This window comes from Streptomyces sp. NPDC045846, assembly GCF_056431605.1.
In genome coordinates this window covers 24,808-47,221 of the sequence record NZ_JBWKKJ010000010.1, presented here as the reverse complement: position 1 = coordinate 47,221, position 22,414 = coordinate 24,808, and the positions used below count along the sequence as shown (strand labels likewise).

General features: G+C 69.4%; 18 protein-coding genes and 1 riboswitch. Of the genes, 5 read left to right on the top strand and 13 right to left on the bottom strand.

Going from position 1 to position 22,414, the window contains the following annotated elements; genetic code table 11:
- Positions 1-87: 87 nt before the first annotated feature.
- The 6 genes from AC07F3_RS27260 to ctaE all read right to left on the bottom strand — a co-directional run bounded on the left by AC07F3_RS27260 (position 88) and on the right by ctaE (position 7,374).
- A complete protein-coding gene (locus AC07F3_RS27260) occupies positions 88-1,473 on the bottom strand; it encodes an aminotransferase class V-fold PLP-dependent enzyme (protein ID WP_479117071.1) in 1,386 nt (461 codons plus the stop codon).
- A 247-nt stretch (positions 1,474-1,720) separates the two neighbouring features.
- Positions 1,721-1,838: riboswitch (SAM riboswitch) on the bottom strand.
- A 122-nt stretch (positions 1,839-1,960) separates the two neighbouring features.
- Complete coding sequence (gene trpD, locus AC07F3_RS27255) at positions 1,961-3,025, bottom strand: anthranilate phosphoribosyltransferase (protein ID WP_479117070.1); 1,065 nt, start codon at positions 3,023-3,025, stop codon at positions 1,961-1,963.
- Between the two features lie 185 nt (positions 3,026-3,210).
- Positions 3,211-4,836, bottom strand: a complete 1,626-nt coding sequence (qcrB, locus tag AC07F3_RS27250; RefSeq protein ID WP_479117069.1) for a cytochrome bc1 complex cytochrome b subunit — start codon at positions 4,834-4,836, stop codon at positions 3,211-3,213.
- Positions 4,833-5,882, bottom strand: a complete 1,050-nt coding sequence (qcrA, locus tag AC07F3_RS27245) for a cytochrome bc1 complex Rieske iron-sulfur subunit (RefSeq protein WP_114035666.1) — start codon at positions 5,880-5,882, stop codon at positions 4,833-4,835. Before qcrA ends, qcrB begins: the two co-directional genes overlap by 4 nt.
- Positions 5,879-6,688 (bottom strand): cytochrome bc1 complex diheme cytochrome c subunit, encoded by an 810-nt coding sequence (gene qcrC / locus AC07F3_RS27240; RefSeq protein WP_479117068.1) that lies wholly within the window; start codon positions 6,686-6,688, stop codon positions 5,879-5,881. The genes qcrA and qcrC overlap by 4 nt, the downstream gene beginning before the upstream one ends.
- A gap of 65 nt (positions 6,689-6,753) precedes the next feature.
- On the bottom strand, positions 6,754-7,374 hold the full coding sequence (gene ctaE / locus AC07F3_RS27235) for an aa3-type cytochrome oxidase subunit III (protein WP_053727713.1): 621 nt from the start codon (positions 7,372-7,374) through the stop codon (positions 6,754-6,756).
- A 187-nt stretch (positions 7,375-7,561) separates the two neighbouring features.
- On the opposite strand from ctaE, the gene AC07F3_RS27230 reads away from it, so the two are divergent.
- On the top strand, positions 7,562-7,963 hold the full coding sequence (locus AC07F3_RS27230) for a hypothetical protein (protein WP_479117067.1): 402 nt from the start codon (positions 7,562-7,564) through the stop codon (positions 7,961-7,963).
- A 2-nt stretch (positions 7,964-7,965) separates the two neighbouring features.
- Here AC07F3_RS27230 and AC07F3_RS27225 read toward each other — a convergent pair whose 3' ends face one another.
- From AC07F3_RS27225 to ctaC, 4 genes are all read right to left on the bottom strand, one after another.
- Positions 7,966-9,219, bottom strand: coding sequence for a L,D-transpeptidase (locus AC07F3_RS27225; RefSeq protein ID WP_479117066.1), 1,254 nt, complete (start codon positions 9,217-9,219; stop codon positions 7,966-7,968).
- Between the two features lie 117 nt (positions 9,220-9,336).
- Positions 9,337-9,735 (bottom strand): cytochrome c oxidase subunit 4, encoded by a 399-nt coding sequence (locus AC07F3_RS27220; RefSeq protein WP_114035663.1) that lies wholly within the window; start codon positions 9,733-9,735, stop codon positions 9,337-9,339.
- The gene (gene ctaD, locus AC07F3_RS27215) at positions 9,732-11,474 is read right to left on the bottom strand and encodes an aa3-type cytochrome oxidase subunit I (RefSeq protein WP_479117065.1); all 1,743 of its coding nucleotides are present in this window, start codon (positions 11,472-11,474) and stop codon (positions 9,732-9,734) included. The genes AC07F3_RS27220 and ctaD overlap by 4 nt, the downstream gene beginning before the upstream one ends.
- Positions 11,471-12,436, bottom strand: a complete 966-nt coding sequence (gene ctaC / locus AC07F3_RS27210; RefSeq protein WP_479117064.1) for an aa3-type cytochrome oxidase subunit II — start codon at positions 12,434-12,436, stop codon at positions 11,471-11,473. The genes ctaD and ctaC overlap by 4 nt, the downstream gene beginning before the upstream one ends.
- 273 nt (positions 12,437-12,709) lie before the next feature.
- Here ctaC and AC07F3_RS27205 point away from each other — a divergent pair, with 273 nt between their 5' ends.
- The gene (locus tag AC07F3_RS27205; protein WP_479117063.1) at positions 12,710-14,089 is read left to right on the top strand and encodes an aminotransferase class V-fold PLP-dependent enzyme; all 1,380 of its coding nucleotides are present in this window, start codon (positions 12,710-12,712) and stop codon (positions 14,087-14,089) included.
- A gap of 3 nt (positions 14,090-14,092) precedes the next feature.
- On the opposite strand, the gene AC07F3_RS27200 is transcribed toward AC07F3_RS27205, so the two are convergent.
- Positions 14,093-15,067: a carbohydrate kinase family protein gene (locus AC07F3_RS27200; protein ID WP_479117062.1), complete on the bottom strand. Its 975-nt coding sequence runs from the start codon at positions 15,065-15,067 to the stop codon at positions 14,093-14,095.
- 143 nt (positions 15,068-15,210) lie between these two features.
- Here AC07F3_RS27200 and AC07F3_RS27195 point away from each other — a divergent pair, with 143 nt between their 5' ends.
- Together AC07F3_RS27195 and AC07F3_RS27190 are read left to right on the top strand one after the other, a co-directional pair.
- Positions 15,211-15,417 (top strand): hypothetical protein, encoded by a 207-nt coding sequence (locus AC07F3_RS27195; protein WP_479117061.1) that lies wholly within the window; start codon positions 15,211-15,213, stop codon positions 15,415-15,417.
- 115 nt (positions 15,418-15,532) lie between these two features.
- Entirely contained in the window at positions 15,533-17,020 is a 1,488-nt protein-coding gene (locus AC07F3_RS27190; RefSeq protein WP_479117060.1) for a hypothetical protein, read from the top strand.
- 82 nt (positions 17,021-17,102) lie between these two features.
- On the opposite strand, the gene AC07F3_RS27185 is transcribed toward AC07F3_RS27190, so the two are convergent.
- Positions 17,103-17,459: a HesB/IscA family protein gene (locus AC07F3_RS27185; RefSeq protein WP_030933606.1), complete on the bottom strand. Its 357-nt coding sequence runs from the start codon at positions 17,457-17,459 to the stop codon at positions 17,103-17,105.
- A gap of 314 nt (positions 17,460-17,773) precedes the next feature.
- Here AC07F3_RS27185 and nadA point away from each other — a divergent pair, with 314 nt between their 5' ends.
- Positions 17,774-18,988, top strand: a complete 1,215-nt coding sequence (gene nadA, locus AC07F3_RS27180) for a quinolinate synthase NadA (RefSeq protein WP_479117059.1) — start codon at positions 17,774-17,776, stop codon at positions 18,986-18,988.
- A gap of 124 nt (positions 18,989-19,112) precedes the next feature.
- Here nadA and AC07F3_RS27175 read toward each other — a convergent pair whose 3' ends face one another.
- Positions 19,113-22,229 carry an efflux RND transporter permease subunit gene (locus AC07F3_RS27175; protein WP_479117058.1) on the bottom strand — a complete coding sequence of 1,039 codons (3,117 nt, stop codon included), beginning with the start codon at positions 22,227-22,229 and terminating at the stop codon, positions 19,113-19,115.
- Positions 22,230-22,414: the final 185 nt, after the last annotated feature.

Genomic DNA, 22,414 nt, shown 5'->3' with positions numbered 1-22,414 from the left:
CCAGCCCGTCCGGCGCTTGAGGACGAGCGCCCTCAAGGCGCGAACGGGGTCCGGGGCGGAGCCCCGGGTGGGCGTGGTCCGGCGGGGTTACACCGCCGGGACGCAGCGGCCCCCCTCCGTGCGGTACTGCCACTTCGCCCCCTGCGTGACCAGCTCACGCACCGCCCGCACGAAGCGGTCCACGTGCTCGTCCGGGGTCCCCGCCCCGAAGCTGACCCGGATCGCGTTGAGGGACCGCTCGCCCGGCTCCCCCTCGGGCGCACCGCACTCGCCCGGGTCCTGCGGGTCGCTGCCGAGCAGCGTGCGCACCAGCGGGTGAGCGCAGAAGAGGCCGTCGCGCACCCCGATGCCGTACTCCGCCGACAGGGCCGCCGCGAAGTGCGAGCTGTTCCAGCCGTCGACGACGAACGAGAGGACGCCGACCCGGGGCGCGTCGTCCCCGAACAGCGACAGCACCCGGACCTCGGGGACCGCCGCCAGGCCCTCGCGGACCTTCGCGATCAGGTGCCGCTCGCGCTCGACCAGCGCGTCGAAGCCCGCCTCGGTGAGCGCCTTGCAGGCGGAGGCGATGGAGTAGACGCCGATGACGTTGGGCGAGCCGGCCTCGTGGCGCGCGGCCGTGGTGTGCCACTCGACGTCCACCCCGCCGTCACCGCGCCGCGCGACCTTCTTGGAGGCGCCCCCACCGGCCAGGTACGGCTCGGCCTCCTGGAGCCAGTCCGCGCGCCCGGCGAGCACGCCCGAGCCGAACGGCGCGTACAGCTTGTGCCCGGAGAAGGCGATCCAGTCGACGTCCAACTCCCGTACGGAGACCGGGTGGTGGGGCGCGAGCTGGGCCGCGTCGAGCACGATGCGGGCGCCGTGCGCGTGTGCCGCGGCGGCGAGTTCCCGCACCGGCCACAGCTCACCGGTGACGTTGGACGCGCCGGTGACGCACACGAGCGCGGGCCCGTAGGGGTCGCGGTCGGCGAGCGCGCGCTCCAGGGTCTCGACGGCCTGCTGCGGGGTGCGCGGCGCGTTCAGGTACGTCACCCGGGCGTCGCGCCACGGCAGGAGCGAGGCGTGGTGCTCGGTCTCGAAGACGAAGACCTGGCAGTCGGCCGGGACCACCTGGGCGAGCAGGTTGAGCGAGTCCGTGGTCGAGCGGGTGAAGACGACCTGGTCGCCGGGGCGGCAGTCGAGGAACTCGGCCACCGTCTCGCGGCTGTTCTCGAACAGGTCGGTGGAGAGCTGCGAGAGGTAGCCCGCGCCGCGGTGCACGCTGCCGTAGTAGGGGGCGTACGCGGCGACGTCGTCCCAGACCCGCTGGAGGGCGGGCGCGCTGGCCGCGTAGTCGAGGGCGGCGTACGTCACCTCGCCGCCGGTGACCAGCGGCACGGTGACGTCGCGGCCGAGCACGGGCAGCGGCGCGGCACAGCAGGGGTCGGCGGACTGAGCGGCGGCGGGGACGGTGGCGACAGGGCGTGCGGACATGGCGGTATCTCCCGGCAGGACAAGGCGAGTTGACTTCGGACCCCGGGTACGGCGGCGTGACCCTGCATCGAGCGAGAGGGTGCGACTGCCTTGCCGTGTACGGGTGTTGACCTCGGACACGCAGCCCGAAGAAGGGTGCGCGGAGGATGTGAAGAAGGGGCGGTACGCCCTATCGCATTCGCTTGCTCACGAGACTGCTCCCTTGAGGACCAGGACCCCAGGGCTGTGACATCCGATGATGTCCAGGGGTCCGCGCTTGCCGTAGGCCTTGCTGCCTACGACCTGGTCTTCACCCGGGGCACCCCGCCACGGACGGAGGGTTGCCGGACAGCGAGCCGGGGCCTAAATCGCTGTCACTCATGACCTTGGACAGCATCCTGCCACACGTCCACGGGTGCGCAAGGCACAGTCCGCGATCCGGACTGCGCCTTGCGTCACATCACGTACGGAAGACGTGCGGAGGGCTGTGGACCGGGCGGCCCACGCCTCAGGCGTTGCTCGCCGCGACCCAGCGCTCCAGGGCGGCGCGGGCCGCCCCGGAGTCGACGGCCTCGGCGGCCCGCGCCATCGCGGCGCCGATCTGCCCGGCGAGCGGGCCCGGCCCGGGTTCGAGGGCGACCAGGGCCGCCGCCGAGTTCAGCAGCACCGCGTCCCGCACCGGACCGCGCTCGCCCGCGAGGAGACGGCGGGCGACATCGGCGTTGTACGAGGAGTCCGCGCCGCGCAGGGCCTCGATGGGCACGATCTCGATGCCGACGTCGCGGGGGTCGAAGCGCTCCTCGGTGACCTGGCCGTCGCGCACCACCCACACCCGGGAGGTGCCGGTGGTGGTCAGTTCGTCGAGGCCGTCGTCGCCGCGGAAGACCAGCGCCGAGGAGCCGCGCTCGGCGAGCACGCCCGCCACGATGGGCGCCATCCGCGCGTCGGCGACCCCGGTCGCCTGGGCGCGCACCCGGGCCGGGTTGGTGAGCGGGCCGAGGAAGTTGAACGTGGTGCGGATGCCCATCTCGCGGCGGGCGGCGGCGACGTAGCGCAGCGCCGGGTGGAACTTCACCGCGAAGCAGAACGTGATGCCCGCCTCCTCGGCGACCTCGGCGACGCGTGCCGGGCTGAGGTCGAGGTTGACCCCGAGCTTCTCCAGGACGTCCGAGGCGCCGCTGGCCGAGGACGCGGCCCGGTTGCCGTGCTTGACGACCTTGGCGCCGGTGCCGGCGACCACGATCGCCGACATGGTGGAGATGTTGACGGTCTTGGCGCCGTCGCCCCCGGTGCCGACGATGTCCACGCTGGGTCCGGGCACCTCGATGAGGTTGGCGTGCCGGTACATCGTGCGGACCAGGCCGGTGATCTCGGCGACCGTCTCGCCCTTGGCGCGCAGCGCCACCGCGAAGGCGGCGATCTGCGCGTCGGTGGCCTCGCCGCGCATGATCCGGTCCATCGCCCAGGCGGTCACGTCCGCGCTCTGGTCGGTGCCGCTCAGGAGCGCGTCCAGGACGCCCGGCCAGGAGTGGGCCGCCACGGTGTCGCCTCCGGTGGGGGTAACAGCGCTCATGCTCGCTCCTGGTGGTCAAGGGACTGGATACCGCCCGTAAGCCTATCGACAGGGGCGGCCCGCCCCGCGCCCGTGCCCGCAGTACGGACGCGCCGGGGACCGGGTACGCGAAAGACTCCGGCCCGGCCCCCGTCAAGGGGCCGGGCCGGAGCCTCGGTTGTGGCGACCGTCAGGTCAGGCGGGGATCAGTGGTGGCCGTGGCCGCTCGTGATCTCCTCGTACTCCTCGGCCGTCGGCTTGGGGATCTGGTTCCCCTCGCCGAAGTAGCCCTTGCTGAGCTTGGCGCGCAGCTTCTGCGTCCGCGAGATCTTGCGGGCGACACCGTTCTCGTCGACCGCCGGGCCGACCTCGACCGGCTTGTACTGCTCGTGCGCGGTGAGCTTGTAGCGCGCACCGGCGTCCAGCGGCTCGTGCACCTCGATGAACTCGCCGTGCGGCAGCCGCTTGATGATGCCGGACTCGCGTCCGTGCAGCACCTTCTCGGCGTCGCGCCGCTGCAGACCCAGGCAGATCCGCTTGGTGGCGATGAAGGCGAGGACCGGGGCCACGAAGAACGCGATCCGCACGAACCAGGTGATGACGTTGATCGAGAGGTGGAAGTGGGTCGCCCAGAGGTCGTTTCCACCACCGACGAGCAGCACCAGGTACCAGGTGATCCACGCGACACCGAACGCGGTGCGCGTCGGCGCGTTGCGCGGCCGGTCCGCGATGTGGTGCTCGCGCTTGTCCCCGGTGATCCAGGACTCGATGAACGGGTACACCGCGATGGTCGCCAGGACCAGCGGGAAGATCACCAGCGGGACGAACACACCCAGGACGAGCGTGTGCCCCCACAGGTTGATCTCCCAGCCCGGCATCACACGGATGAGGCCTTCGGAGAAGCCCATGTACCAGTCGGGCTGGGCACCGGTGGACACCTGGTCCGGCCGGTAGGGGCCGATCGCCCAGATCGGGTTGATCGAGGCGATCGCCGCGACCACCGCGATGACACCGAAGACCAGGAAGAAGAAGCCGCCCGCCTTCGCCATGTACACCGGGAGCAGCGGCATGCCGACGACGTTCTTGTTCGTACGTCCCGGACCCGCGAACTGGGTGTGCTTGTGGTAGAAGACCAGGATCAGGTGAGCCACCATCAGGCCGAGCATGATGCCCGGCAGCAGCAGGATGTGGATCGAGTAGAACCGGGCCACGAAGTCCCCGCCGGGGAACTCGCCACCGAAGAGGAAGAACGAGATGTACGTGCCGACGACCGGCACGGACAGGATCGCGCCCTCCATGAAGCGGACACCGGTGCCCGACAGCAGGTCGTCCGGGAGCGAGTAACCGGTGAAGCCGGTGAACATGCCCAGGACGAACAGCAGGAAGCCGAACAGCCAGTTGACCTCACGCGGCTTGCGGAACGCGCCCGTGAAGAACACGCGCATCATGTGCACGAACATGCCGGCGAGGAAGATCAGCGCCGCCCAGTGGTGGATCTGCCGGATCAGCAGACCACCGCGCACATCGAAGCTGATGTGCATGGTCGAGTTGAACGCCTCGGACATGTGCATGCCCTGCAGCGGCACGTACGAGCCGTCGTAGACGACCTCGTTCATGCTCGGGTGGAAGAACAGCGTCAGATACACACCCGTGAGGATGATGATGATGAAGCTGTACATGCAGATCTCGCCGAGCATGAAGGACCAGTGGTCCGGAAAGATCTTGCGCATGTTGGCCTTGGCCAGGGAGTAGATCCCGAGCCGGCCGTCCGCCCAGTCCGCGATCCGCTCACCGGCGGGCGCTTCGCGCCGTGCGTCTGTCGTGGTGCTCATCCGCGCTCCCAGAAGGCAGGACCGACGGGCTCTTCGAAGTCGCCGAGCGCTTCGAGGTAACCCTCGTCATTCACGCCGATCCGCAGCTGCGGAAGGGCGTGACCGGCCGGGCCGAAGATGACGCGGGCGCCGTCGGAGAGGTCGAAGGTGGACTGGTGGCACGGGCAGAGCACGTGGTGCGTCTGCTGCTCGTACAGGGAGATCGGGCAGCCGACGTGGGTGCAGATCTTCGAGTAGGCGACGATGCCCTGGTGCGACCACTCGAGCTCGCGCTTGTCCTTGATGTCCTCCGGCTTGATCCGGACGAGCATCAGGGCCGCCTTGGCGATCTGCGTCTGGAAGTCCTCCGCGTCCTCCTCCAGGCCCTCGGGCTTGGCGAAGGTGAGCGAACCGACCAGCAGGTCCTCGGGACGCAGCGGCTCGTTGGTGTTCATGTTGATCAGGGCCTTGCCCTTGGACCACATGGTGTGCCGCAGCTTGGTCTCGGGCAGCGTGCCCAGGTCGCGCAGCAGCATCACACCGGAGAGCGGCACCATCGCGAGCGCGCCGAACATGGTGTTGCGGATCAGCTTGCGCCGTCCGAAGCCGGACTCGGCCGCGCCCTGCTTGAAGTCGGCCAGGACCTGCGCCTTGACCTCCGGCGGGGCGGCGATCTCGTGCCGCTCGGCCGGCATCTCCACGTCCGACATCAGGGTGCGGGCCCAGTGGACCGCGCCCGCGCCGATGCAGAACAGCGCGACACCCAGGGTCAGACCCAGGGCGAAGTTCAGCGCGCTGACGTGCCCGAACGGGAAGATGAAGACGATCTTGTCGACCGGGAAGATCACGTACGAGGCGATGAAGCCGACCGTCGCGACCATGGACAGGAAGAACAGGAACGCGACCGCGCGCTCGGAGCGCTTGGCCGCCCGCTCGTCGATGTCCTGGATGCGCGGCTTGTGGGCCGGCAGTCCCGGGTCGGCGAAGGGGTCGCCCGCGTGCTCTACCGCGCCGTGCGCGGTGGCCTGCGCTTCAGGCAGGCTCTCGGAATTCTCTTGGCTACTCATGACTTCTTGGCCTTAGCGGTGTGGGCCGCGACCCAGATGGCTACTGCGATAAGGGCGCCCAGACCGAAGATCCAGCCGAACAGGCCCTCGCTGACCGGACCGAGCCCGCCGAGCTTGAGACCACCGGGGCTGGGGGACTTGTCGCTGTTGACAGCGTGCAGGTACGCGATGATGTCCTGCTTCTGCTTCTGCGGCATCGTCGTGTCCGGGAAGGACGGCATGTTCTGCGGGCCGGTCTGCATGGCCTCGTAGATGTGCTTGGGGTCCACGCCTTCCAGGCTGGGGGCGAACTTGCCGTTCGTCAGGGCACCGCCCTCACCCGTGAAGTTGTGGCACTGGGCGCAGTTGGTGCGGAACAGCTCGCCACCCTTGGCGATGTCCGCACCGCTCGGGTTGTACTGCGAGTTGGTCGGCACACTCGGGCCGGCGCCCAGCGAGGCCACGTACGCGGCGAGCTGGTCGATCTCGGACTGCGAGTAGATGACCTTCTTCTTCGGCACCTGCGCGCCGGGCTGCTGCGCCGGCATGCGGCCGGTGCCGACCTGGAAGTCCACCGCGGCGGCGCCCACACCGACCAGGGAGGGGCCGTCAGAGGTGCCCTGACCGCCGGTTCCGTGGCAGCTGGCGCAGCCGACGGAGTAGAGCTTCTTGCCCTCGTCGATGGCGAGGGACTGGGCGGTTTCGTCAGCCTTGGCCTTGCCCGCGGGCGCGAACGCGGCGTACAGCCCCCCGGTGGCCGCCAGCGCGAGGAGTAGGACGACGACCGCCGCCAGCGGATGGCGTCGTCGTGCGGAGAGCTTTTTCACGGATTACCCCGGTGTCAGGATCTTCTGCGTCGATGCTGGATGTGGTGCGGACCTACGGGCCCTGGTTACTGGATCAGGTAGATCGTGGCGAAGAGGCCGATCCACACGACATCGACGAAGTGCCAGTAATAGGACACGACGATGGCCGCGGTCGCCTGTTCATGGGTGAACCTCTTGGCCGCGTACGTCCTGCCGAGAACCAGCAGGAAGGCGATCAGGCCGCCCGTCACATGCAGTCCGTGGAAGCCCGTGGTCAGGTAGAACACCGAGCCGTACGGGTCCGAGGACAGCGAGAGGCCGTCCTTCTTCACCAGCTCGGTGTACTCGAAGACCTGGCCGCCGATGAAGATCGCACCCATCACGAACGTGATGATGAACCAGGTGCGGAGCTTCTTCACATCGCCGCGCTCGGCGGCGAAGACGCCGAGCTGGCAGGTGAGGGAGGAGAGCACCAGGATCGTGGTGTTGGTCGCCGAGAACGGAAGGTTCAGGGACGAGGCCATTTCTGACCAGTGCGCGGCACCCGTTACCGATCGCAGAGTGAAGTACATCGCGAAGAGGGCCGCGAAGAACATCAGCTCGGAACTCAACCAGATGATGGTTCCGACGCTGGTGAGGTTCGGCCGATTGACCGACGGGTGCGCGTGCCCGGTTTCTACTGTCGTTGCTGTCGCCACGACCGACATTATGTCGGTCGCTTATCCCGCCCTCACTCCGGGGGGTGCCGTTCGGTGTGTCAGGGCCGTATGCAGGGCCCGAACGGCCCATCGAAGGGCTGCCCGAACCGGTGTTGACGGGCAGTCGGACGGAGTAGCATCCGCGCATCGGTTCATGAGCCAACGCCGGCGGACCCGCCGGACCTTCGGAGGATCCATGCAGTCGAGCGCCACCGTTCTGGTCTACAGCGACGACGCGAACACCCGCGCCCAGGTGCGGCTCGCGGCCGGGCGCAGGCCCGCCTCCGACGTGCCCCCGGTGGAATTCCTGGAGTGCGCCACGCTGCCGGCGGTCCTCAAGGAGCTGGACCGCGGCGGCATCGACGTCTGCGTCCTGGACGGCGAGGCCGTCCCGGCGGGCGGCATGGGGGTCTGCCGGCAGATCAAGGACGAGGTCTTCCAGTGCCCGCCGGTGCTGCTCCTCATCGGGCGCCCGCAGGACGCCTGGCTGGCCACCTGGAGCCGTGCGGACGCCGCGGTGACCCTTCCGGTCGAGCCGGTCGAGTTCGCGGACGCCCTGGCCTCCCTGCTGCGCAAGCGGCTCGCCGTGGGTGCCTGAGCTCACACTCCCGGCCGCAGCCGGGCGGCGTTGGCCCTGGTCTGGCCGGCCTTGAGGTCGGCCAGCAGGGCGCTGCCCGTCCGCCACTTGTCCCAGGACACGTTCCAGTCGCCGAACCCGTTGTCGAAGGGCGTCATGTCCTCGCCGATGCTGTTGACGACCTTGACGATGTCGCCCTCGTTGATGTTCTCGAAGAACCACGCGGCGTTGCCGGTGCTCATGCCCGTACAGCCGTGGCTGACGTTCTCGGAGCCCTGCGAGCCCACCGACCAGGGCGCGGCGTGCACGTATTCGCCGCTCCAGGTGACGCGGGTGGCGTAGTAGACGGGCAGGTCGTACCCGTCCGAGCTGCTCGACGAGATGCCGACGGTCTCCCCGCGCATGCGTACGAAGTACTGCTTGCCCAGGACCACCTTGACGCCGTTGCGGGTGGAGAAGCCGGGCTTTCCGGTGGTGACCGGAATGGTATTGATCACTTCTCCGTTCCGCTTGAAGGTCATGTAATGCCCGGCGGCGTCGGTGATGGCCTCCACCCGGTCGCCCGTGGTGATCTTCAGGGGCTTGGCCGGGCCGCCGTACAGCTTGTCGGCGATCTTCACGCCCTCCAGGTTGGAGTGGACGTTGATGGTGGCGTGGGTGGGCCAGTACTCCTTGGGGCGGTAGTGCAGCACCTTGTCGTCCACCCAGTACCAGGCGCCCTCCACCGCGGGTGTGGACTCCACGCGCAGCGCCCGCTCCACGATCGCCCGGGCCGCCTTGTCCTTGACCGGCTTGCTCAGCTGGGCGGTGATGGGCTGTCCGACGCCGTACTTGCCCGCGTCCGGGCCGAATTCGACCTCCACGGCGTCCTTGACCGCCGCGGTGTCGAACGTCAGCGTGCGCAGCCCCGGAGAGCCGTCCTCGTTCTCCGTGGAGACCTTGACGGTGTAGTGCGCGCCGGCCACCAGCGGGGCGGTGGAGTGCCAGCGGCTGCCGTCGGCGGCGAGCTCGCCCGCGAGGTAGCGCCCGTTGCCGTCGACGGCCGTGACGTCCGTGATGCGGCCGTCCTTGCCCTTGGCGGTGATCTCAAGGGGCTTGTTGGGATCGGCCTTCTGACTGCCCGCCGGGCCGTTGTACGCGACCTGCCCGGCCGCGTCGTACGGCTTGGCCGAAAGCGGGTTGCCGTCGGACCCGCCGCACCCCGTGGCCCCCACACCGAGGGACAGGACCAGGAGGGTGCAGCTCACTACGGTGCGGATGCGCGGTGCGTGGCTCATGACCACACGGTATGAAGATTCGTCAGATCCGGCGCGCGGGGTGACTGCAAACGAGGGGCCCTCCGTCTCGTGGTGAGACGGAGGGCCCCTCTTGGAGCAGCGCGGCGGGCGCGGAACCTACTGGTTCTGGTTCTCGCCGCGGTAGTACTCGAACACCCAGCCGTAGAGGCCGACCAGGATCAGCGGCGCCGAGAAGTACAGCAGCCACCAGCCCATGGCGATCGCGAGGAAGGCCAGGGCGCCGCCGATGCCGAGCGAGAGCGGCTGCCAGGAGTGCGGCGAGAAGAAGCCGACCTCACCGGCGTCGTCCGCGACGTCGGCCTCCTTGTCGTCCTGGGCACCCACGTCGACCCGCCGGGCCGTGAAGGCCAGGTAGAAGCCGATCATGACGCTCAGGCCGAAGGCCATGACGAGCGCGGTGGTTCCGGCCGCTTCCTTCGACCACACGCCGTAGACGACGGCCATGATCAGGATGAAGGCGGACAGCCACAGGAACATCTTGCCCTGGATCTTCACTTCCCGGCCTCCTTGCCACCGGCGATCATGTGGTCACCGTGGACGTCGCCGTGGTTCTCGAGCTGGTCGAGAGCCGCGATCTCCGGGTGGTGGAGGTCGAACGCCGGCGATTCGGAGCGAATGCGCGGCATGGTGAGGAAGTTGTGCCGCGGCGGCGGGCAGGAGGTCGCCCATTCGAGCGAACGGCCGTAGCCCCACGGGTCGTCGACCTCGATCTTCTTGCCGTACTTGGCGGTCTTCCAGACGTTGTAGAAGAACGGCAGGATCGACAGACCGAGCAGGAAGGAGGAGATCGTCGAGATCGTGTTCAGGGCGGTGAACCCGTCGGCCGCCAGGTAGTCGGCGTAACGACGCGGCATGCCCTCGACACCCAGCCAGTGCTGCACCAGGAACGTGCCGTGGAAGCCCACGAACAGCGTCCAGAAGGTGATCTTGCCGAGCCGCTCGTCCAGCATCTTTCCGGTGAACTTCGGCCACCAGAAGTGGAATCCGGAGAACATCGCGAAGACCACGGTGCCGAAGATGACGTAGTGGAAGTGCGCGACGACGAAGTACGAGTCGGAGACGTGGAAGTCCATCGGCGGCGAGGCCAGGATGACGCCGGTCAGACCACCGAAGGTGAAGGTGATCAGGAAGCCGATGGCCCACAGCATGGGCGTCTCGAAGGACAGTGAGCCCTTCCACATCGTGCCGATCCAGTTGAAGAACTTCACGCCCGTCGGAACGGCGATGAGGAACGTCATGAAGGAGAAGAACGGCAGGAGCACGCCACCGGTGACGTACATGTGGTGCGCCCACACGGTCACGGAGAGACCCGCGATCGCGATGGTGGCGCCGATCAGGCCGCTGTAGCCGAACATCGGCTTGCGGCTGAACACCGGGATCACTTCGGAAATGATTCCGAAGAAGGGCAACGCGATGATGTACACCTCTGGATGGCCGAAGAACCAGAAGAGGTGTTGCCACAGGATCGCGCCGCCATTACTGGCGTCGAAGACATGGGCACCGAACTTGCGGTCCGCCTCCAGGGCGAACAGCGCGGCCGCGAGGACCGGGAAGGCCAGCAGGACCAGCACACCGGTCAGCAGGACGTTCCACACGAAGATCGGCATACGGAACATCGTCATGCCGGGAGCGCGCATGCAGATGATCGTGGTGATGAAGTTGACCGAACCGAGGATCGTGCCGAAGCCGGAGAAGGCCAGACCCATGATCCACATGTCGGCGCCGACACCCGGCGAGCGGACGGCGTCCGACAGCGGGGAGTAGGCGAACCAGCCGAAGTCGGCCGCGCCCTGCGGGGTGAGGAAGCCACCGACCGCGATGGTCGAGCCGAACAGGTAGAGCCAGTAGGCGAACATGTTCAGCCGCGGGAACGCCACGTCGGGCGCGCCGATCTGCAGCGGCATGATCCAGTTCGCGAATCCGGCGAACAGCGGCGTCGCGAACATCAGCAGCATGATCGTGCCGTGCATCGTGAACGCCTGGTTGAACTGCTCGTTCGACATGATCTGCGTGCCGGGGCGGGCGAGTTCGGCGCGCATGAAGAGCGCCATGATCCCGCCGATGCAGAAGAACGCGAACGACGTGACCAGGTACATCGTGCCGATCGTCTTGTGATCAGTGGTGGTCAGCCACTTGATGACGACGTTTCCCGGCTGCTTGCGCCGGACCGGCAGCTCGTTCTCGTACGAGTCGTCTGCTGCCGCGGCACCCTGAGATTCGTTGAGGATGCTCACAGTTTGTTCGTCTCCGCGTTCTTGGCGGGGTCGGTCTGAGCGATGCCCGCCGGCACGTAGCCGGACTGGCCCTTCGCCGCCAGCTCCTTGAGGTGCTGCTGGTAGCGCTCCGGGGAGACGACCTTCACGTTGAAGAGCATGCGCGAGTGGTCGACACCGCAGAGTTCGGCGCACTTGCCCAGGAAGGTGCCTTCCTGGTTGGGCGTGACCTCGAAGGAGTTGGTGTGTCCCGGAATGACGTCCTGCTTCATCAGGAACGGCACCACCCAGAAGGAGTGGATGACGTCGCGCGAGGTCAGCACGAAGCGGACCTTCTCGCCCTTCGGCAGCCACAGGGTCGGGCCCGGGTTTCCGGTCTGCGGGTTACGGGTGCCGGGGATGCCGACGTCGTAGACACCGCCCGCGTTCGCGGGGAAGTCCTTCTTGAACCGGTCCGGAATCGCTGCCAGGTTCTTGTCCGTCGTGGCGTCGCCCTTCACACCGGGCACGTCCTCGACGTAGTTGAAGCCCCAGCTCCACTGATAGCCGACCACGTTGACCGTGTGGGCGGGCTTCGGGGTCAGAGCCAGGAGCTTCGTCTCGTCGCGTGCCGTGAAGTAGAAGAGCACGGAGACGATGATGAGCGGGACCACGGTGTACAGCGCCTCGATGGGCATGTTGTACCGGGTCTGCGCGGGTACCTCGACCTTGGTGCGGCTGCGCCGGTGGAAGATGACGCTCCACAGGATCAGGCCCCAGACCAGCACGCCCGTGGCGAGCGCAGCCGCCCACGAGCCCTGCCAGAGGGACAGGATCCTGGGAGCCTCGTCCGTCACCGGAGTGGGCATACCAAGTCGAGGGAAGTCTTTCCAGTTGTACGAGCAACCGGATGCTGTCGCCAGGACCAGGCCCGCAGTCAGCACCTGCGGCAGCTTCCGCCGCATCGGGCGCCGCGACGAGCGGTCGGAGCCGTTGGGACTCACGTAGCGCCTTCCCGAGAGTCTCGCCCGCGGTGGTCGGCTACGGCCGTCTCGCTGGTCGGTCGCCGCCCTGGCACACGGGCAGGGGTTTGGATGTTTATGCGGACCAAACCCTACTGGACGCTATTTGGGGTCGCGCGGGGAGGGTGCCCAACGCGCCGTCCGAGTCCCCGAAGGGGTGGAGTCCCGGTGGAATCCCGGCCTCCGGGCGCCATCTGACGACCCCTCGCCCCGGCCCCCGCAGCTCGCGCGCCGGGCCGGGGTTAGCGTGGCCGGGTGCCCTACTTCGACGCGGCCTCCTCGGCCCCCCTGCACCCCGTCGCCCGCCAGGCCCTGCAAGCCTCCCTGGACGAGGGATGGGCCGATCCGGCCCGGCTCTACCGGGAGGGCAGGCGCGCCAGGCTGCTCCTGGACGCGGCGCGCGAAGCGGCCGCGGAGGCCGTCGGCTGCCGCCCGGACGAGCTCAGCTTCACCAGTTCGGGGACCCGCGCGGTGCACTCCGGAATTTACGGATCCTTGTCCGGGCGTCGGCGTGTCGGAGGGCATCTGGTCGTCTCCGCGGTCGAACACTCCTCGGTCCTCCATTCGGCCGCCTCCCACGAGGCGGGCGGCGGCTCGGTGACCGAGGTCGCCGTGGACCGCGCGGGCCGGGTCTCCCCCGACGCGTACGCCGCGGCCCTGCGGCCGGACACCGCGCTCGCCTGCCTCCAGTCCGCCAACCACGAGGTGGGCACGGTCCAGCCCGTCGCCGAGGTCGCCGAGGCCTGCCGGGCCGCCGGGGTGCCGCTGCTCGTGGACGCGGCCCAGTCGCTGGCCTGGGGGCCGGTCGAGGGCGACTGGTCGATCCTCGCCGCGAGTGCGCATAAATGGGGCGGTCCGGCAGGAGTCGGGCTGCTCGCGGTCCGCAAGGGCGTCCGCTTCGCCCCGCAAGGGCCCACCGACGAGCGGGAGTCGGGGCGCGCGGCCGGCTTCGAGAACATCCCGGCGATCGTGGCGGCCGCCGCCTCACTGCGGGCCGTCCGGGCCGGGGCCGAGGCGGAGGCCGCGCGGCTGCGGGGTCTGGTGGACCGGATCCGGGCCCGGGTGGTGGAGCTGGTGCCGGACGTGGAGGTGGTCGGCGATCCGGCGCGGCGGCTGCCGCACCTGGTCACCTTCTCCTGTCTCTATGTCGACGGAGAGACCCTGCTGCACGAGCTCGACCGGGCGGAATTCTCTGTTTCATCCGGTTCGTCCTGCACCAGCAGCACCCTGACGCCCAGCCATGTGCTGCGCGCGATGGGGGTGCTGAGCGAGGGCAACGTCCGGGTCTCGCTCCCCCTCGGCACCCCCGCGGAGGAGGTCGACCGGTTCCTCGACCTGCTGCCCGGGGTGGTCGCGTCCGTACGGACCAGGCTGGGGGCACCGGTCGCGCAGCCCGGGCCCGGCGACGCCGGGGAGGTCGTGGTGGACTCGCTCGGCCGGCTCTGCCCGATCCCGGTCATCGAACTCGCGAAGGCCATCGGGAGCGTGCCCGTCGGCGGCGTGGTGACCGTGCTCGCCGACGACGAGGCGGCCCGCCTGGACATCCCGGCGTGGTGCGAGATGCGGAACCAGGAGTACCTGGGCGAGCACCCGGCGGCGGGCGGAACCGCCTACCGGGTGCGCCGTACGGGCTGAGCCCTACTGGAGGTGGGCCCGCACCTCGGCGGCGGCCTCGTCGCCGTACGCCTTGGTGAAGCGGTCCATGAAGTTGGCCCGGCGCAGGGTGTACTCCTGGGTGCCGAGCGTCTCGATGACCAGGGTGGCCAGCATGCAGCCGAGCTGGGCGGCGCGCTCGTGCGAGACGCCCCAGGACAGGCCGGTCAGGAACCCGGCGCGGAAGGCGTCGCCCACGCCCGTCGGGTCGACCTTGGCCTCCTCCTCGGGCACGCCCACGACGATCGGCTCGGCGCCGACCTTCTCGATGCGCACCCCGCGCGAGCCGAGGGTGGTGACCCGGTAGTCGACCTTGGCGAGGATCTCCGCGTCGCTCCAGCCGGTCTTGGACTCGATGAGGCCCTTCTCGTACTCGTTGGAGAAGAGGTACGTCGCGCCTTCGAGCAGGGTGCGGATGTCGTCGCCGGACATGCGGGCGATCTGCTGCGAGAAGTCGGCCGCGAAGGGGATGCTCCGCGCCTTGCACTCCTCGGTGTGCCGCAGCATCGCCTCGGGGTCGTCCGCGCCGATCAGCACGAGGTCGAGGCCGCCCACGCGGTCGGCGACCGCCTTGAGCTCGATCTGGCGGGCCTCGCTCATCGCGCCCGTGTAGAAGGAGCCGATCTGGTTGTGGTCGGCGTCGGTGGTGCACACGAAGCGGGCGGTGTGCAGCACCTCGGAGATGCGGACCGAGCCGGTGTCGACGCCGTGCCGGTCCAGCCAGGCGCGGTACTCGTCGAAGTCGGAGCCGGCCGCGCCGACCAGGATCGGCCGGCCGCCGAGCTGGCCCATGCCGAAGCAGATGTTGGGACCGACACCGCCACGGCGCACGTCGAGGTTGTCGACCAGGAAGGAGAGGGAGACCGTGTGCAGCTGGTCGGCGACCAACTGGTCGGCGAAGCGGCCGGGGAAGGTCATGAGGTGGTCGGTGGCGATGGAGCCGGTGACTGCGATACGCACGGCGGAGGCGCTCCTGATGAGGGACAGCTGGGGGACGGCGTTGACGGTTCACGCTACCGGCTCGCCCCTGCTGGGCCGACCGGCGGAAACTACCCAATAGTAGGTCTTTCTGCGCACCCTTCCCGATGCGTACGGTGCGAAGCATGGAAACCAAGGTGAGCGGCGGGTACGGGGTGGCGACGGATCAGGGTCTCGCGGAGCTGCGCGGGGACTGCGCACGGATGGCGCCGCACTGGGTCGTCCCCGCCCCGGCGGCTCCGGCGCCCGTGCCGCCGTCCCGCATCCACGGTGTGACGATTCCGCCCTCGTCGGTGCGGCTGATCGCGGGCATGTCCGAATACGGGGACTGAAACGGCCTGATCGCGCGGGGTGCGGCGCACGGATGGAACCGTGCGCTCCCCCGCTCCGTCCAATCGGCGTCCCTCGTAAGGGGGATGCGGGATACGACTGGACAGGAGCGATCTGGTGAGCAGCGAGCACACGCAGGACGAGCCCCGACAGCGGCGTTCGCGACGATCTCCCTTGATCCTCGCCGCGGCCGCCGTGGCCGTACTGGCCGCGGGGGGCGGTGGGGCGTACTGGGCCTCGACGGCATCCTCGGGCGGCGGCGACACGGCGCCCGGAGGGGACGGCGCACCTCCGCCGCTCGCACTCGACGCCACCGCGGGCCCCGGCCCCAGCGGTGGCGGCAACGGGATCGCGCCCGGCGAGCCCGACCCGAACGGGGTGGTCTACCGGGCGTCGGTCAAGCTGCCCGGCGGCCCGGGCAAGGCGGCCGTCCACCAACCGCGCGGCACCGTGGACGAGGCCGACGTGAACCGGCTCGCCAAGGCGCTGGGCGTCGAGGGTACGGCGCGCCTCGAGGGCGGCACCTGGAAGGTGGGCGCGACGAAGGACGGCTCGGGTCCGACCCTGACGGTCAGTCAGAGGGCGCCGGGCACCTGGACGTTCGCCCGGTACGGCACCGGCGGGTCGGACAACTGCCCCAAGGGCAAGATGTGTCCGATGCACACCACCGGCGCGGATTCGGGCGGCGGCCCGGGCGGCGGCGCGCCGGTGAGCGAGGAGGCGGCGAAGGCGGCCGCGGCGCCGGTCCTCAAGGCGCTCGGCGAGGACGACGCCAAGCTGGACGCCAAGGAGATCCTGGCCTCGGCCCGGGTGGTCAACGCCGACCCGGTCGTCGACGGCCTTCCCACCTACGGCTGGACGACCGGCATCCAGGTCGGCCCGGACGGTCAAGTGGTGGCCGGCAGCGGCCAGTTGAAGACACCGGACAAGGGCGCCACCTATCCGGTGCTGAGCGCGGACCAGACGCTGGCGCAGCTCAACGGCCACACCACCGAGCGGCCGAGGAGCAAGGACTGCGCGGCGCCGGTGCCGCTCGACGGGCAGCCCACCCAGGGCAGGCTCCCGAGTGATCCGCAGGGCAACCTCCAGCAGCCGTGCAAGCAGGGCACGCCCTCGACCGTGACGATCGACGGGGCCACCTTCGGGCTCGCCGCGCAGTTCGTGGACGGGGTGCAGGCGCTCGTGCCGTCGTGGCTCTTCGAGGTCAAGCCGACCGCGGGGCAGCCGTTCACGATCACCGCTCCGGCGGTGGCGCCCCAGTACATCGCGAAGCCGCCCGCCCCGCCGACCGGCGCTCCCGTGCCGGCGCCGTCGGGGTCGGCCACGCCTGGCGACCACGGCCAGGCCCTGGTGTCGTACGCCGTCGCGCCGGACGGGCGGACGCTGACCGTCACGTTCTGGGGCGGGGTGTGCAGCACGTACACGGCGATCGCCGACGAGAGCGGCGGCGGCGTGCGGGTGAAGGTGACCGGGCAGGTCAAGGACCCGAAGAAGATGTGCGTCCTGCTGGCCAAGCAGCAGACCGTCCAGGTGCAGCTGCACGAGGCGCTCGGGGCGCGGCAGGTGATCGACGCCGACACCGGCAAGGAGCTGCCGAAGAAGTAGGCAGGCCCGGCCGCGCGCCGGACATGGCGAAGGCGGGTGTCCCCGATGACCGGGGGCACCCGCCTTTCGGCCGCCGTGGGGCTTAGCTGAAGGAGTCGCCGCAGGCGCAGGAACCCGTCGCGTTCGGGTTGTCGATCGTGAAGCCCTGCTTCTCGATGGTGTCGACGAAGTCGATCGAGGCGCCGCCCAGGTACGGGGCGCTCATGCGGTCGGTGACGACCTTGACACCGTCGAAGTCCTTGACGACGTCACCGTCGAGCGAGCGCTCGTCGAAGAACAGCTGGTAGCGCAGGCCGGAGCAGCCGCCCGGCTGAACGGCGACACGCAGCGCCAGGTCGTCCCGGCCCTCCTGCTCAAGGAGGCCCTTGACCTTGGCCGCGGCGGCGTCGGACAGGAGGATGCCGTCGCTCACGGTGGTGGTCTCGTCCGATACGGACATCTGCTTCTCTCCCGGGTTGTACGGAGACTGCTTGCCGACGGTTGCAACCGGCGGGGCCCCGGATTCATTCCGGGCTCTTCTGGGGTTCTTCCCTTTCATGCTCGCACACGGAGCGCCGGGCACGGAAAGGCCTGGGGACAACTCCGTACGGGGGCGGGCGGTGGCCGGGTGCGTCACATCGACGCTATGGCCATCGTCAAAGTGACGTGAAGCAGTTATGATAGATAGCGTCATTTAGACGAAAACCCCGGTGCAAGCACCAAGCACTGGCTCCACTGGAGCGGCTCCGCCGCACTGCTCAGGAAACAGAAAGGGTGCGTGACGTGACCACCGCCCAGCCCCGTCAGGACCTCGCCGGCCGCGTCGAGCTCGACGTCCAGCCGACGCCGCTCGCGCTGCTCCTGCTCGGCCGCGAGGCCGACCCCAAGAGCGAGCGCGGCGTGGAGTGTCCCGGTGACCTGCCGTCGCCCTCCGACCCGGACCTGGTGGAGCGCGCCCGCGCGGCCAAGGCGAAGCTCGGGGACAAGGTCTTCATCCTCGGGCACCACTACCAGCGCGACGAGGTCATCGAGTTCGCCGATGTGACGGGCGACTCGTTCAAGCTGGCCAGGGACGCCGCCGCGAAGCCGGAGGCCGAGTACATCGTGTTCTGCGGTGTGCACTTCATGGCCGAGTCCGCGGACATCCTGACCGGCGACGACCAGAAGGTCGTCCTGCCGGACCTCGCCGCCGGCTGCTCGATGGCCGACATGGCCACCGCCGAGCAGGTCGCCGAGTGCTGGGACGTGCTGACCGAGGCCGGCATAGCCGAGCAGGTCGTGCCCGTCTCGTACATGAACTCCTCGGCCGACATCAAGGCCTTCACCGGCAAGCACGGCGGCACCATCTGCACGTCCTCCAACGCCGAACGCGCCCTGAACTGGGCGTTCGAGCAGGGTGACAAGGTCCTGTTCCTGCCGGACCAGCACCTGGGCCGCAACACCGCGGTGCGCGAGCTCGGCATGTCCCTGGAGGACTGCGTGCTCTACAACCCGCACAAGCCGAACGGCGGGCTCACCGTCGAGGAGCTGCGGGGCGCCAGGATGATCCTGTGGCGCGGGCACTGCTCGGTGCACGGCCGCTTCTCGCTGGACTCGGTGAACGACGTGCGCGAGCGCATCCCGGGCGTGAACGTCCTGGTGCACCCCGAGTGCAAGCACGAGGTGGTGGCCGCGGCCGACTACGTGGGCTCGACCGAGTACATCATCAAGGCCCTCGAAGCCGCCCCACGCGGCTCGAAGTGGGCGATCGGCACCGAGCTGAACCTGGTGCGCCGCCTGGCCAACCGGTTCGCCGCCGAGGACAAGGAGATCGTCTTCCTCGACAAGACGGTCTGCTTCTGCTCGACCATGAACCGCATCGACCTCCCCCACCTGGTGTGGACCCTGGAGTCGCTCGCCGAGGGCAAGCTGATCAACCAGATCCAGGTCGACAAGGAGACCGAGAGCTTCGCGAAGCTGGCTCTGGAGCGGATGCTGGCGCTGCCGTAGCCACTCCCCCGGCCCGCACGACGACGATGGCCGCCCCCACACCGGTGGGGGCGGCCATCGTCGTCTGTACCGAGCGGGCGGACCGGCCGGGGCGGGCGCGGGCCCGCCCCGGCCGGTCGCCGGATCAGGCGTTGGCCGGCTCGCGGTCGGCGGAGTCGTCCGACGCCGCGGCGCCCGCCTTCCTGGCGCGCTTGGCCGCCTTCTTCGTGGCCTTGCGCTCCTTGCGGAGCTCGACCATCGCGTAGAGGGTCGGCACCAGGAGGAGGGTCAGCAGGGTCGACGTCACCAGACCGCCGATCACCACCACCGCCAGCGGCTGGGCGATGAAGCCGCCCTCGCCCGTGACGCCGAGCGCCATCGGGAGCAGCGCGAAGATCGTCGCCAGGGCCGTCATGAGGATCGGGCGGAGCCGGTGGCGGCCGCCCTCGACGACCGCCTCGACGACGCCGAGACCCTGCTTGCGGTACTGGTTGATCAGGTCGATCAGGACGATCGCGTTGGTGACCACGATGCCGATCAGCATGAGCATGCCGATCATCGCCGGGACACCCATCGGGGTACCGGTGGCGATCAGCAGGCCGATGGCGCCGGTGGCCGCGAACGGGATGGCGACCAGCAGGATCAGCGGCTGGATCAGGGACTTGAACGTCGCGACCAGGAGCATGAAGACGATCGCGATCGCCGCCAGCATCGCCAGGCCCAGGTTCTTGAACGCGTCCGACTGGTCCGAGGAGACACCGCCGATGGAAGCGGTGGTGCCGGCCGGCAGCTTCAGGTCCTTGATCTTGGCCTGGAGGTCGGTGCTGACCTTGCCGGTGTTGTCGCCGACCGGCTTGGCCGTGATGGTCGCCGAGCGGGCGCCGTCGATCCGGGTCATCGAGACCGGGCCGGGCACCAGCTTCACGTCGGCGATGTCACCGAGCTTGACCGGGCCGAGCGGGAGGTTCTTGAGCTGGTCCACCGTCGTGGCCGGGTCGGCCGCGGTGATGTACACGTCCCGCTCGGCGTCGCCCATGATCGCCTTGGTGACCTGGGTGCCCCGCACCTGCTGGGCCACGGCCATGCCGAGCGTGGTCTGGTTGAAGCCCGCGTCGGCCGCCTTGTCGTTGGGCTGCACCGAGACCCGGGGCACGCTCTGCGCCAGGTCGCTCTGGACGTCGCTGACGTCCTTCAGGCTCGCGACCGCCTGGCGCACCTGCTCGGAGGCCTTCTTCAGGACGTCCCCGTCGGCCGCCTTGACGACCACGCTCAGGTCCTGGCTGCCGAAGCCGCCGCCGGACGAGATGGCGGGGTGGCCCGGCTGGTCCTTGAGGGCCGCCTCCAGACGGTCGTGCGCCTTGTCGTAGTCGCCCGCGCTCTTCAGCGTCACCGTGTACGAGGCCTGGTTGGCGCCGGTGCCGCCGCCGAAGGCCGCCATGAAGCCGGAGGAGCCGACGGTGACCTGGTAGCTCTTGACCGCCGGGTCGGCCGCGAGGATCCCCTCGACCTTCTTGGAGGCCGCGTCCGCCGCGTCCAGGCTGGTGCCGGGCTCCAGCTCCTGCTTGATCGACAGGGTGTCCTGCTCGCCCTGGTCGAAGAAGTTGGTCTTGAGCAGCCCGGCCATGCCGAAGGTGCCGACCAGGATGACGACCGCGAGCACCACGCTGGTGACGCGGCGGCGGGTGGCGAAGCGGAGCACCGGGACGTACAGCCGCTGGAGGCGGGACCTGTTCTCCTTCTCCTCCGCCCTGCGGCGCGCCTCCTCCGGGTCGATGCCCGCGATCGACTTCGGGGCGCGCAGGAACCAGTACGACAGGACCGGCACGACGGTCAGGGAGACGAGCAGCGAGGCGAGCAGCGCCGCGGTGACCGTCAGGCTGAACGAGCCGAACAACTCGCCCACCATGCCGTTCACGAAGGCGATCGGCAGGAAGACCGCGACGGTGGTGAGCGTCGACGCGGTGACCGCACCCGCGACCTCCTTGACGGCCGCCAGGATCGCCGAGTGGCGCTCCTCGCCGTAGCCGAGGTGGCGCTTGATGTTCTCCAGGACCACGATCGAGTCGTCGACGACCCGGCCGATCGCGATCGTCAGCGCGCCCAGGGTCAGCATGTTGAGCGAGAGGTCCTGCGTCCACAGCACGATCAGCGCCAGGACCACGGACAGCGGGATGGAGACCGCGGTCACCAGCGTGGAGCGGATCGAGGCGAGGAAGAGGAGGATCACGATCACCGCGAAGAGCAGGCCGAGCGCGCCCTCGGTGGTCAGGCCGGAGATGGCCTTGGAGACCTGCGGGCCCTGGTCGGAGACCACGGTGAGCTCCGCGCCGGAGCCGAGGTCCTTCTTCAGGTCGGGCAGCTTGTCCTTGACCGCCTGGGAGATCGCGACGGCGCTGCCGTCGTGGTCCATGGTGGCCATCACGGCGAGGCTGGGCTTGCCGTTGGTGCGGGTGATGGAGACCCGCTTCGCGGGCTGCTGCTTGACGGTGGCGATGTCACCGAGGCGGACCGGGGCGCCCTGCTGCGGCTTGATGCGCAGGTTCTCGATCTGCTGGAGCGAGGTGTAGGGGCCGCCGACCTGGACGGTGCGGCTCTTGCCGTCCTCGGAGAAGGAGCCGCCCGGTATGGTCGCGCCGCCCGCCTTCAGGGCGTCGCCGAGCGTCATGGTGTTCAGACCGGCCGCGGCGAGCTTCTTCGGGTCGGGCGTGACGTTGACCTGGAGCTCCTGCACGCCGTCGACGCTGACGCGGCCGACGCCCTTGATGTCCTGGAGGACCGGGACGACCGTGCGGTCCAGCTGGTCGGCGAGCGCCTGCTGGTCCTTGTCGGAGGTCACCGCGAGCACCACGGTCGGCATGTCGTCGGTGGAACCGGCCACGACCTGCGGGTCGACCTCGGCGGGGAGCTGGTTGCGCGACCGGTTGACGGCCTGCTGGATGTCGGCGACGAGCTGCTTCGTACCGTTGCCGTACTCGAAGGTCGCCATGATCACGGCGTTGCCCTCGGACGCCGTGGACGTGATGCCCTTGACTCCGCTGACGGCCTTGATGTTCTTTTCGAGCGGCTCGACGACCTGCTTCTCGACCACGTCGGGGGACGCGCCCTGGTAGGGGGCGAGCACCGACACCATCGGCAGTTCGATGGTGGGCAGCAGCTGCTGCTTGAGCTGCGGAATGGCGATCGCCCCGAAGACGATCGCGACGATCGACATCAGGCCTATCAGGGCCCGTTGTGCGAGGCTGAATCTGGACAGCCAGGACATGGGTGGGGTCTCTCTTCTGTGGCGTGCGAGCGGCGGTACGAGACAGACGGGACCGGCCCGCGATCGCGCGGCGCGTCACCCGGGAAGACCCGGCCCCCGCCTACCACCCTCGGCCATCGGGCGGGTCCGATTCCTCGCTCCCAGGTCCCTTTCCTTATCCCGCGCATACCGCAGCCGCAGTACGC